This is a genomic window from Streptomyces sp. NPDC060194 (assembly GCF_042728285.1).
Classification (GTDB): Bacteria; Actinomycetota; Actinomycetes; order Streptomycetales; family Streptomycetaceae; genus Streptomyces.
On sequence record NZ_JBHWZH010000080.1, the window covers coordinates 15,695 to 27,499 of the forward strand.

Annotated in this window: 11 protein-coding genes; 4 read left to right on the plus strand and 7 right to left on the minus strand. The window is 74.2% G+C overall.

Annotated elements, in window-relative coordinates; all coding sequences use genetic code 11:
* Positions 1–72 precede the first annotated feature (72 nt).
* On the plus strand, positions 73–1,608 hold the full coding sequence (locus tag ACFWEG_RS18380; protein ID WP_387216236.1) for an alpha/beta hydrolase: 1,536 nt from the start codon (positions 73–75) through the stop codon (positions 1,606–1,608).
* A gap of 106 nt (positions 1,609–1,714) precedes the next feature.
* On the opposite strand, the gene moeZ is transcribed toward ACFWEG_RS18380, so the two are convergent.
* The 7 genes from moeZ to ACFWEG_RS18415 form a co-directional block, all read right to left on the minus strand.
* Entirely contained in the window at positions 1,715–2,893 is a 1,179-nt protein-coding gene (gene moeZ, locus ACFWEG_RS18385; protein WP_387216238.1) for an adenylyltransferase/sulfurtransferase MoeZ, read from the minus strand.
* A 66-nt stretch (positions 2,894–2,959) separates the two neighbouring features.
* The gene (locus ACFWEG_RS18390) at positions 2,960–3,727 is read right to left on the minus strand and encodes a spherulation-specific family 4 protein (protein WP_387216240.1); all 768 of its coding nucleotides are present in this window, start codon (positions 3,725–3,727) and stop codon (positions 2,960–2,962) included.
* Positions 3,715–4,710 carry an NAD-dependent epimerase/dehydratase family protein gene (locus ACFWEG_RS18395; RefSeq protein WP_387216242.1) on the minus strand — a complete coding sequence of 332 codons (996 nt, stop codon included), beginning with the start codon at positions 4,708–4,710 and terminating at the stop codon, positions 3,715–3,717. The genes ACFWEG_RS18390 and ACFWEG_RS18395 overlap by 13 nt, the downstream gene beginning before the upstream one ends.
* Before the next feature lie 53 nt (positions 4,711–4,763).
* Positions 4,764–5,840 carry a hypothetical protein gene (locus ACFWEG_RS18400; RefSeq protein ID WP_387216244.1) on the minus strand — a complete coding sequence of 359 codons (1,077 nt, stop codon included), beginning with the start codon at positions 5,838–5,840 and terminating at the stop codon, positions 4,764–4,766.
* Positions 5,837–7,480 carry a DUF3492 domain-containing protein gene (locus tag ACFWEG_RS18405; RefSeq protein ID WP_387216246.1) on the minus strand — a complete coding sequence of 548 codons (1,644 nt, stop codon included), beginning with the start codon at positions 7,478–7,480 and terminating at the stop codon, positions 5,837–5,839. The genes ACFWEG_RS18400 and ACFWEG_RS18405 overlap by 4 nt, the downstream gene beginning before the upstream one ends.
* A gap of 245 nt (positions 7,481–7,725) precedes the next feature.
* Positions 7,726–9,063 (minus strand): DUF3152 domain-containing protein, encoded by a 1,338-nt coding sequence (locus ACFWEG_RS18410; RefSeq protein ID WP_387216248.1) that lies wholly within the window; start codon positions 9,061–9,063, stop codon positions 7,726–7,728.
* Between the two features lie 9 nt (positions 9,064–9,072).
* Positions 9,073–10,095 (minus strand): alpha/beta fold hydrolase, encoded by a 1,023-nt coding sequence (locus ACFWEG_RS18415; RefSeq protein WP_387216250.1) that lies wholly within the window; start codon positions 10,093–10,095, stop codon positions 9,073–9,075.
* A 186-nt stretch (positions 10,096–10,281) separates the two neighbouring features.
* On the opposite strand from ACFWEG_RS18415, the gene ACFWEG_RS18420 reads away from it, so the two are divergent.
* From ACFWEG_RS18420 to ACFWEG_RS18430, 3 genes are all read left to right on the plus strand, one after another.
* Complete coding sequence (locus ACFWEG_RS18420) at positions 10,282–10,518, plus strand: hypothetical protein (RefSeq protein WP_387216252.1); 237 nt, start codon at positions 10,282–10,284, stop codon at positions 10,516–10,518.
* A 159-nt stretch (positions 10,519–10,677) separates the two neighbouring features.
* Positions 10,678–11,331 carry a TetR/AcrR family transcriptional regulator gene (locus ACFWEG_RS18425; protein WP_387216254.1) on the plus strand — a complete coding sequence of 218 codons (654 nt, stop codon included), beginning with the start codon at positions 10,678–10,680 and terminating at the stop codon, positions 11,329–11,331.
* Positions 11,332–11,494: 163 nt separating this feature from the next.
* A complete protein-coding gene (locus ACFWEG_RS18430) occupies positions 11,495–11,722 on the plus strand; it encodes a DUF3107 domain-containing protein (RefSeq protein WP_387216256.1) in 228 nt (75 codons plus the stop codon).
* Positions 11,723–11,805 lie beyond the last annotated feature (83 nt).

An 11,805-nucleotide genomic window follows, 5' to 3' on the forward strand; every position in this document is an offset into this window, starting at 1 on the left:
CCGCCGGACGCGTGCCGGGCCGTCCGCAGGGCAGGGCACTACCATGGCCACACCCTTGGGGAGGATGCACGTATGTCCCGTGTGACACGCGCCGGAGCGCTGCTCGCCGCGTCGCTGCTGCTGACCGCCACCGCCTGCGACTCCGAGCCGTCCGAGGACTCCGGGCCGCGAGCGGGGTCCTCGGGGGCGACGGAGAAGTCCTCGGCCACCCCCGGCACCCCCCAGGGCGACGCGCTGCCCGAGGCGCTGACCGGACAGCGCGTCAAGTGGTCGTCGTGCGAGCCCCAGGGCTGGACGTGCGCCGACGTCACGGTGCCGGTCGACTACCGGAAGCCGGACGGCGAGACGATGAATATCGCGCTGATCCGCAAGGAGTCCGCAGCGAAGAAGCCGATCGGCTCGCTGCTGTTCAACTTCGGCGGCCCCGGCGGCTCCGGGGTCGAGATCCTCCCCCGGGCGGCCTCCCAGTACGGGAAGCTGGCGGAGCGCTACGACCTGGTGAGCTTCGACCCGCGCGGGGTGGCGAAGAGCGACGGGGTGCGCTGCCGGTCCGACGCCGAGATGGAGAAGGCGGCCTCGGTCGACCTGACCCCGGACACCCCGGCCGAGGAGAAGGCCTACTTCGCCGACGCCACCGCCTTCGGCAAGGGCTGCGAGAAGGGCGCCGGCACGCTCCTGCCGCACCTCACCACGACGAACACCGCCCGCGACATGGACCTGATCCGGCATCTGCTCGGCGACGAGAAGATGCACTACTTCGGGATGAGCTACGGCACCGAGCTGGGCGGCACCTACGCGCACCTCTTCCCGCAGAACGTCGGACGGATCACCCTGGACGCGGTCGTCGACCCGACCGCCGACACCTTCGACCACGCGCTCAACCAGACGCTCGGCTTCCAGCGGGCCCTGGACAACTACCTCAAGGCGAACGGCAAGGACCCGAAGAAGGGCACCCAGGAGATCGTCGACCTCCTGGAGCGCATCGACGAGAAGCCGCTGCGGACCACCGACGGCCGGCGGCTCAACGACTCGCTCGCCCTGACCGGGATCGTCCTGCCGCTCTACAGCCAGAGCAGCTGGCCCTCCCTCACCGCCGCCCTGCGGCAGGCGGAGGCCGGAGACGGCTCCGGCCTGATCCAGCTGGCCGACGCGTACAACGAGCGCGACTCGTCGGGGAAGTACAGCACCCAGTCGCACTCCCAGCGGGCGATCTCCTGCGCCGACGACAAGCAGCGCCCCACCCCCGAGGAGGCCGAGGCGCGGCTCGGGGAGTTCCGGAAGACGTCCCCGGTCTTCGGTGAGTTCCTGGGCTGGGACGTGGCCGGCTGGTGCGCCGACTGGCCGGTGGAGGGCGAGCACCAGGACGCCGACGTCTCCGCGGAGGGGTCCGCCCCGATCCTGGTCGTCGGCACCACCGGCGACCCGGCCACCCCCTACGAGGGCGCCCGGAAGATGGCCGACGAGCTCGGCAAGGGCGTCGGCGTGCTGCTCACCAACAAGGGCGAGGGGCACGGCGCGTACGGCAGCGCGACCTGTGCGACGGCGGCGATCGACGCGTACTTCCTGGACGGGAAGACGCCCGAGGACGGCACGACGTGCGAGTCGTGAGCACGCCGGGAACCGGCTGAGCCGGTTCCCGGGGAACGCGGAAGGGGCCGCCCCGCAGCGGGTCGGCCCCTTCGCCTACAAGAAGTTGCCCAGGTAACGCAGTGTCCTAGTACACCGGCTTCGACGGCTCGATCTGGTTGACCCACCCGATCACGCCGCCGCCCACGTGCACCGCGTCCGAGAAGCCCGCCGACTTGAGGACCGCGAGGACCTCGGCCGACCGGACACCCGTCTTGCAGTGCAGGACGATCTTGCGGTCCTGCGGCAGCGACTCCAGAGCGGTCCCCATGAGGAACTCGTTCTTGGGGATCAGCTTCGCGCCGGGGATCGAGACGATCTCGTACTCGTTCGGCTCGCGGACGTCGATGATCTCGATCTTCTCGTCGCCGTCGATCCACTCCTTGAGCTGCTTGGGAGTGATCGTCGAACCGGCGGCCGCCTCCTGGGCCTCCTCCGACACGACGCCGCAGAACGCCTCGTAGTCGATGAGCTCGGTGACGGTGGGGTTCTCGCCGCAGACCGCGCACTCGGGGTCCTTGCGGACCTTGACCTGGCGGTACTGCATCTCCAGGGCGTCGTAGATCATCAGCCGGCCGACCAGCGGGTCGCCCACGCCGGCGAGCAGCTTGATGGCCTCGGTGACCTGGATGGAGCCGATGGACGCGCACAGCACGCCAAGGACCCCGCCCTCGGCGCAGGAGGGGACCATGCCCGGCGGCGGCGGCTCGGGGTACAGGCAGCGGTAGCAGGGGCCGTGCTCGGACCAGAAGACGGACGCCTGGCCGTCGAACCGGTAGATCGAGCCCCAGACGTACGGCTTGTTCAGCAGCACGCACGCGTCGTTGACCAGGTAGCGGGTCGCGAAGTTGTCGGTGCCGTCGACGATCAGGTCGTACTGGGAGAAGATCTCCATGACGTTCTCCGCCTCGAGGCGCTCCTCGTGGAGAACGACGTTCACGTACGGGTTGATGCCGAGGACCGAGTCCTTCGCGGACTCGGCCTTCGAACGCCCGATGTCGGACTGGCTGTGGATGATCTGCCGCTGGAGGTTCGACTCGTCGACCTCGTCGAACTCCACGATGCCCAGGGTGCCGACGCCGGCGGCGGCGAGGTACATCAGGGCGGGCGAACCGAGGCCGCCCGCGCCGACGGCGAGCACGCGCGCGTTCTTCAGCCGCTTCTGCCCGTCCATCCCGACGTCCGGGATGATCAGGTGGCGGGAGTACCGGCGGACCTCGTCGACGGTGAGCTCAGCGGCTGGCTCTACCAGGGGTGGCAGCGACACGGGGACTCCGTAGATCGTGAGTGTCTTGGTACGGTCGTTCTACCCGTAACACTGCCACGCCCCTTCTCATTCCGAGACGGCCGGTCCGATACGCGAGACGATTTCGTCCCAGTAGCCGGGCAGCGTCCCATAGGGGTTCACCAGCCCGTGCGCGGAGCGGTCCGCGTGGTCGGTGAGGAACACCGTCCCCGCCCCCTGCCAGCGGGCCACCCGCAGCGCCTCGTCGAGGTGCGGCCGGGGCACCCCGTGGACCAGGTGGCAGAACCGCTCCGGCGGGTGGTCCGCCGTCCACTCCGCCACCTGCGACCACCGGTACTGCGCCCAGGGGCCGTCGAACGTCACCAGCTGGTCGGCGAGTTCGGCATAGTCGGCGTGCGGCTGGGTGCCGTGGGCGAGGACGAGGCGGGTGCGCTCGCGCAGCGTGCCGAGCGCGGTGGTGGCGGTTCGGACGCCGGGCAGCGACTCGCGGCCGATGGGCGCCCGGTCCAGGTAGAAGCCGTCGACCCGGTACCACTCCAGGTAGCGGGCCGCCTCCGTGATCAGCTCGCCGAGCGGCCGGGACCCGTAGACCAGGTCCAGGTGTCCGAGCACCCGGCGGCCGGCGTCGCGCAGCCGGGCGGCCGCCGCCAGGCACTGCGGGTCGGGGCGCACCCCGGGCCCGTCGGCGACGTTGAGGACCGCCCAGTCCAGCGGGGTGGCGGGGCGGCCGAGCTCGGCCCACTCGGCCGGGGCGAGCAGCGGGTGCGCGTAGCCGGGGGCGCCGATCAGGAGCCGGCCCTCCTCGGCGACCCGCTGCACGGCCTGCTGGCGCTTCCACCGGGTCAGATGCGGCATGCCGCCTCCATCCAGATGTCCGCGAGGGACTCCTCCAGGCCGATCCGCGGCCGCCAGCCGAGCCGGTCCCTCGCGGTGCGCACGTCGGCCTGCTGCCAGATCCCGCACCCGTCGGGGTACGGCGGCGGGTTGGCGGGACCCTGCGGGCCGCCGCCGGCGAGGTGGTCCACGAGGCCGTTCTCGGTGCGCGGGCTGCCGATCAGCGGCCGGCCCGAGGGGCCGGTCGGCGGGGCGTCCAGCTCGTGCAGGTTGCCGGTGAAGCCCGCCACCCGGGCGAGCACGGCCGCCGCGTCGCGCAGCTTGACCGCACGGCCGGTGCCGATGTTGACCACGCCCTGCGCGGCGGACAGCGAGGCCGCGTGCACCGCGCGGGCCACGTCCCGCACGTCGACGAAGTCGCGCTGCACGGCGAGCCCGCTGAGCTTGAGCTCGCCGTCGCCGGACTGCATCGCGCGCCGCATCGCCTCCGCGAGCCGGCCCAGCGGCGAGCCGGCGGGCGTGCCGGGGCCGACGGGCGAGAACACCCGCAGCACGATCGCGTCCAGGTCGGACCCGAGGACGAGTTCGGTCGCGGCGAGCTTGCTGACGCCGTACGGGCCGCCGGGGCGCGGGATCGCGTCCTCGGCGGTGGACGAGCCGGGCTGCGAGGGCCCGTACTCGGCCGCGCAGCCGATCTGGACGAGCCGCGCGCTGCACGCGCTGCGGCGCATCGCCTCGCAGACGGTGGCGGTGGCGACGGTGTTGTGCCGCACCAGGTCCCGGGCCGCGGCCCGGGTGGCGCCGGCGCAGTTGACGACGACCCCGGGGTGCACCGCGTCCATGAAGCGGGTGAGCGCTCCGGGGCTGCCGGAGGCGAGGTCGAAGCGCACGTCGGCGTCGTCGCCGCGGCCGAGGGCGGTGAGCTGCACCGCCGGGTCGGCGAGCAGACGATCGGCCACGTAGCGGCCGAGGTATCCGTTGGCGCCGAGCAGCAGAACCCTCATCGGGCGCCCCCTCGACAGGTGGGGGTGGTCATCGTGCGGTCTCCTTGGAGGTGTCAGGGGTGCGAGGGGCCCGCGGCGTCGGCTCCGCGGGAGTGTGCGGAGGCCCGGGAGAGCACCCGGCCCGCGTGGACGAGCAGCCCCAGGGCTGCGACGCCGCAGGCGAGCGCGGGGACGACTCCCGTGCCCCAGTGCGAGACGGCGGCCTCGACGGGCCGCGCGAGGGGTGCACAGCCGGGCAGCCGGGCGGCGAACACCGCGCACAGGGCGAGGAGTTCGGTGCCGGCGGCGACGGTGAGGCCGTACACGGCGGCGGTGACCGAGCCGTGCGCGGCGAGCAGGCGCGCGAGGTAGAGCAGCGCGCCGAGGGCCACGACGGGTCCGGTGTGCGCGACGGGCCAGAGCAGCGCGGTCAGCGCGGCGACCTGGAGCAGGAACGTGCCCACCAGGAGCGGCCGTACGGCGAGGCCGAAGTCGGTGAGGCCGCGGCTGACGGCGAGCCGGCGGCGGGCCCGGGCGCGCCAGAGGTGGGCGCACCACAGCGCGGGCGCGATCCCGATCGCGAGCCCGAGGAGGGGACCGGTGTCGACCGTCCACATGCCGGACATGTCGTCGGACAGCCCGGCGGCGAGCAGTCCGTCGCCGAGGACGGCGTAGCCGAGCAGCCAGAGGATCGGGAAGCCGGTGCCGGTCGCGTCGGCGGCGTGCAGCGGCCCCTCGCGCACCACGGCGTGCAGGGCGGCCAGCAGGCACGCGAGGCCCAGGGCGAGGAGCGCGAGTTCGAGGTTGCCGTCGGTGTGCCGCACGCCGAGCAGGGCGAGGGCGGTGACGGCCCCGGGGGTCATCGCGCGGACGGCCCACCAGGCCGCACGGGCGTCGCGGGGCCGTACGGCGTCGGCCGCGGGCGCGGCGGCCGGGAGGTTCCCGTCCGGCCGGGGCACGCGCGCGTACAGCTCCTCGGCGAGCGAGAAGACGTCCCGGTGCCGGAACCGGGCGGCGGCACTGCGGTCGGTCACGCCGTGCGCCTCCAGGCCGGCGGCGATCTCCAGGGGGTCCACGGCCCGCTCGCACAGCGTGCGGTGGCGGTCCAGGAGGGCCTTGACGGGGTCGGCGTGCGGGGCGGTCGCGGTCATGAGTACACCTCGGGGAAGCTGAGTGAGCCGCCCGGCGTGCGGGCCGTCGCCCACTCGCCGCCGGGGGCGACCCGGATCTCGGCCGGGTCGGCGAAGGGCGTGCCGTCGCCGCGCCGCACGGGCGCGTGGGCGACGAGCTGGAGGTAGATCGCGCGGAACGCGGCGACGTTCTGCTCGACGGTGAACATCTCGAGCGCCCGCGCCCGGCCGGCCGCGCCGAGGCGCTCGCGCCGGACGGGGTCGGCGAACAGCTCCAGGCAGGCGTCCGCGAGCGCCCGCGGCTCCCGGGGCTGCACGACGAGCCCGGTCCCGCCGACGACCTCCACCACGGCGCCCACGTCGGTGGCGACGGTGGCGAGCCCGCAGAACATCGCCTCGACGAGGCTGACGGGGAACCCCTCGACGACGCTGGAGAGCACGGCGATCCGGCCGGCCGCGTAGGCGTCGACCACGTCGGGGAGCTCGGCGGAGCCGATCTCGGCGAAGCGGACGGGCGGGGCGGGGGCGTCCTCGGCAGCACCCTCCGGCGCCGCGAACAACCGCTCCGCGAGCGACCGGCAGTGGGCGAGGTACGCGGCCGTCTCGGGCCCCTCCCCCGGCCTGCTGTGCGCGACGAGCAGCCGCGCGGACGGCCGCGCCCTGCGCACCTGCACGAACGCGTGCAGCAGCCCGATCAGGTCCTTGCCCGGCTCGAGCCGGCCGACCCACACGAGCGTGTCGGACGGGCCCCCGCCGCCGTCGCCCCGGCCGTCCGCGCGCCCGACGACGGGGGCGAAGCGCTCGGGGTCCATGCCCGGGTACACCGTGCGCAGCTTGCGCCGGTCGGCCCCGCACCGCTCCTGCCAGCGGCGGGCGTGCGCGTTCCCGGGGGTCACCACGGCGGCGCCGCGGTACGTCTCGGCGGCCAGCCTGCCGTGCAGGGCACCGGCCAACGCCCTTACGGCGGGGCGCTGTTCGACGCCTCGCAGGTAGTGCGCCCGCAGCCGCACGCCGTACTCGGTGACGACGAGCGGCACCCCGAAGAAGCGCTGCGCGAGCAGGCCGGGCAGCGCGGCGCCGCCTCCGGAGGCGGCGTGGCAGACGTCGACCGCGCCGAGGGTCTGCTCCTCGTACCAGTCGAACGACAGGGGCCGCAGGGCCCGTTCGACGAGGGTGGCGGACTCCAGGAGGTCGGCCACCTGCGCGGTGTGCAGCGCGGGGTGGGCGCCGGGGGTGCGGCAGGCAGACTCCAGGAGGCGCACCGCGGCCTCGGACCGCAGGGCGGCGGTCGCCGGGCCCTGCTCGCGCGCGAGGTCGGCGATCCCGTACAGGCCGGCGGCGAAACGGTCCTCCCCGGCGGCGCCGTCGGCGCAGACGCCGTGCACGAGGTCCGCGAAGTGGTCCTGGAAGCGGCGGCGGTCGCGGCGGCCGTAGCGCGGCACGGACAGGGTGTCGGGCTCGCTCCACAGGCCGGCGGTCAGCACCCGCCGCACCTGGGGCGGCAGCGCGACCCAGCCGCGCTCCTCCTGCCGGGCGTTGCGGCTCAGCGCGTAGACGTCGAACTCGTGGTGCGCGAGTCCGCGCACCAGCCGGTCGCACCACAGCCTCGCGTCACCGTCCACATACGGATAACCACCCTCCGTAAGCAACCCGATCCGCATGAGTGCACCCCCGATCTGCCGTGTGGGGGGCCGCCGTTGACAGTGGAAGAGAGGGCGGCGGCCCGCAGCGGAACGACCGTATGCGGACGGGCCGGTGGTGCGACGGACGGTTGTCCATCGCACCACCGGAAGGGGTGAACACGCGTGACTTATCCGACTGAACGGCGTTCAGCCGGTAGGGAAAGTGCTAGGCCGCGAGGACGCTGCGACGTGCCCGCGCGAAGCCCGCGCGGAGCCCGCCGGGGTCAGTCGCGGGAGCGGCCGGGGAACGGCCAGGGGTTGGCCTTGCAGCGGATCCCGTCGTGCTCCAGGAACTTCGTCTGCTGCTGCATGACCGGGGCGAGCGCCCCGTCCACCGAGCAGCTGACGTGCCCGAACCCGAGCCGGTGCCCGACCTCGTGGTTGATGAGCATCTGCCGGTAGGGGTGGATGGCGTCGCCGTAGGTCTTCGAACCCCGCGCCCAGCGGTAGGCGTTGATGACGACCCGCTCGGTCGACGCGGAGTCGCAGCTCACGTTGTCGATCGTCGTGTCGAGCCCCGACTTCGCGCACAGCTCGCCGGTGGTGCCGGGGCTGGCCAGCGTGATGACGAAGTCGGACTGACCCGACGGCACGCGCTGGAAGGTGCGTTCGTCGTTGTGCGCCCAACTCCGCTTGTCGTTGAGGGTCTTCTGGACGGCGGTCGCGAACAGCTCGCCGTCCAGGTCGAGTCCCTTCTCGACGTCGACGCGGTAGGTGACCAGCTTGCCGCGCCCCGGGGCCCGGTCGAGCCCGCGGACGGCCTTGAACTCGCCCGAGGCGCGCAGGTCGGCGTCCAGCGGGTACTTCCGGCCCATCAGCTCGTCGTACGTCGGCACGGGCGCGGACTTCAGGTCCGCGTTCGGCTCGACGCCGTTCCCGGACGACGGCCCCGGGCGCTCCTCCGACCGCGAGGCGGGGTCGTCGAGGACGCCCCGCCGCACCGCGTCACCGGTGCCCGCGCCTTGGTCGGCGCGGCCGCCCTCGTCGCGCACCTGGCCGGAGACGAGCACGGCGAGCAGCGCGGTCACGAGCGCGGCGGCGGCCCCGACGAACAGCGAGCCCTTGCCGATACGGGCCCGGGCCGGCCGGTCCTCGGCGTCGTCCACGGTCCTGACCAGCGGCACCTCGACGCGGGGCGGCGGGACGGGGGCCTGCCGCCCGGTACGCGGGGCGTCGTCGTCGAAGGCGTCGAGGTACTCCTGCCGGACGCCGTCGTCGAAGGCGGCGGCATACTCCCGCCGGACGGCCTCCTGCCGCGCCGCCTCCTGCCGGTCGTCCCCGGCCCCGGCCGGGAGGCCGTGCGGGGGTGTGCCGGCGTCGTCGGCCGCCGGGCGCATGCGGGGGAACCCGTGCGCGGCGGTGCCGTCGAGCAGCCCGGTGACCCCGTTCGCCGGGGAGCCGGGGTGCGCGGGCCGCGCGGCGGCCGGTCCCGGCTCCTGGGCGCGGCGGCGCCGGCCGGTGCCGCCGCGGGCGGCGTCCTGGGCGTCGGCGCCCGGCCCGCGCACCGGACCGGGGGCGCCGGTCCCCTCCGCGGCGGGCTCCCGACGACTGTGGCGTCCCACTGGTGTCCCTCAGCTCCTGGTGCTGTCGTCGGTACCCGGACGTACGAGGCCACTGCCGCCGCGGCCGCTGCCGCTGTCGGCGAGCAGTTCCCGGAACGCCGTTCCCACGGCCTCCGGGTACTCCATCATCGCGACGTGCCCGGCGTCGGGCAGCGTCAGCAGGCGGGCGTCCCGGAAGGCGGCCGCCGCACGGCGGGCCATCCGGTACGAGACCAGCCGGTCGCGTGATCCGTACACCAGCAGCGTAGGGGCGAGGACGCGCTCCGCCTGACGCCACAGGCCGTGCTGGCCGCCCAGGGTGTAGGCGTCGACGACGCCCCGCGCGGAGCGGGTCATCGCCTCCCAGAAGTGCGGCAGCGCGAGCCGCCGCTCCATCTCCTCCACGGCGTGGCGCAGCGTCTCCTCGGAGACGCGGTTCGGGTCTCCGTAGATGACCGCCGTGACGCCGCGGGTGCGCTGCTCGGCCGTCCAGTCGCGGGACAGCCGCGCGAACAGCCGGGCGACGCCCGGGATGGCGATCAGCCCGGTGGGCACGGCGGAGCGCTGCACGCGCCACTCCGGGAGCGCCGGCGAGACGAGCGTGAGCGTGCGGACGAGGTCGGGCCGTACGGCCGCCACACGCGTGGAGACGGCGCCGCCCAGGGAGTTGCCGATCAGGTGGACGGGGCCGCGCCCGCGCGCCTCGATGCACCGGATGACCGCGCGGGCGTGGCCCGTCACGGAGTAGTCGCGGTCCTCGGGCGGCGGCGAGTCGCCGAAACCGGGCAGGTCCAGGGCCTCGCAGTCCACCACGTCCTCGACGAGGGGCATCAGCGCCGACCAGTTCTGCGACGAGGCCCCGAGGCCGTGCACGAAGAGCGCGGGTTCCAGGCCCTCCCGGGTCGACGGCCGGCTGCGGACCCGCAGCGTGAGCCCGGGGAGCCGCAGGGTGCCCAGCTCCTCCCCCTCCGCGACGCGCACCGGCACCACCGGAACCTGCGGGAGTGGGGCGGCGGCTACGTCGAGGACGTCCGGCGGCTCGGTCGAGGACATGCGGGCAATGTTACGAGACCATCACACCGTGGTTCATGTGTTCGCCGTCACAGGTTTCCCGCGTTCGTCGCGCGCGTGAGGGGGGACCCGTTCGAGGAGTGGCCGTCGGGGTGATCGCGTGGCGGTCCCCCGGAGGGGCTCCTAGGCTCGGGTGTGAGAGCCGCCACTGCCGGAAAGGCGAGCCCCATGGCAATCGATCCCACGGACCCGCAGACCTTCGACGAGGACGCCCCCGGGGAGGACGGCACGACCGGGCCGGCCGGCGGCCTGGAGACCCCGGAGGCCGACTCCGCCGAGCAGCGCACCGACCTCGCCCCGCAGCGCGACAGCCCCTCGCACTCCGATCCGGCCACCGCCGACGAGGCCGACGCGGTGGAGCAGGGCCGGGTGGTGCCCCTGGACGAGGACGACTACCGCCCATAAGCGCTGCTTTGCCCGCCGGGCGGGCGTCCGGTCCTCGAAATTCTCCGTCCGCACGGCGCACAGCGGGGTTACCCAAAAGTACGATGGCGGCGCGTTCCGGGTCCCCGGACCGCACGCACAGGAGCGACTGTGCCGGTACCGAAAGATGTGGGAGGCGGCGTGAGCGCCACGGAGCAGACGGAGGCGGTGCGCCCCAAGGGCACCCGGCTGCCGCGCCGAGCCCGGAGGAACCAGCTGCTCGGAGCGGCGCAAGAGGTCTTCGTCGCGCAGGGCTACCACGCCGCGGCGATGGACGACATCGCCGAGCGCGCCGGTGTCAGCAAGCCGGTCCTCTACCAGCACTTCCCCGGCAAGCTGGAGCTGTACCTCGCCCTCCTGGACCAGCACTGCGAGTCCCTGCTCCACTCGGTGCGCACCGCGCTCGCCTCCACCTCGGACAACAAGCAGCGCGTCGCCGCGACCATGGACGCCTACTTCGCCTACGTCGAGGACGAGGGCGGCGCGTTCCGCCTCGTCTTCGAGTCGGACCTGACCAACGAGCCCGCCGTGCGCGAGCGGGTGGACCGGGTGGCGCTGCAGTGCGCCGAGGCGATCTGCGAAGTGATCGCGGAGGACACCGGCCTCCCGCGCGACGAGTCGATGCTCCTTGCGGTGGGCCTGGGAGCCGTCTCCCAGGTGGTGGCCCGCTACTGGGTCGCCGACGGCCGCAAGGTCGACCGCGAGCGCGCCCTCGGCCTGCTCACCTCGCTGACCTGGCGCGGCATCGCCGGATTCCCCCTGCACGGCTCCGAGCAGGACGCCGGCGACGCCTGAGCGCCGCCCGGCCGCATCCTGATCGACACCGCCCCGCGCGGGCGCCGGCCGTGTTCGCTGCCAGCGTGCGGCCGTGCGGACTGATCGCCGCCCGTGCCGGGCTAGTGTGGTCGCGTAGGGCGCGGCACCCGCGCACTGGGCTCACCGTCGGAGGGACAAAGCCGTGGAGATCAAGATCGGCGTGCAGCACGCACCCCGCGAGATCGTGCTGGAGAGCGGGCAGTCCGCCGAAGAGGTCGAGAAGGTCGTCGGCGCGGCGCTGGCGGGCAAGGCGCCGCTGCTCTCGCTGACCGACGAGCACGGCCGCAAGGTCCTCGTGCCGTCCGACCGGCTCGCCTACGTCGAGATCGGCGAGGCCGCGGTCCGCAAGGTGGGCTTCACGACGCTCTGAGGCGGGACCGGCGCCGGGCCCTTCCCGGGCGCCGGAACGTGAAGAAGGCCGGGAGGGCCGGTGCCGGGGCGATGTCCCGGCAC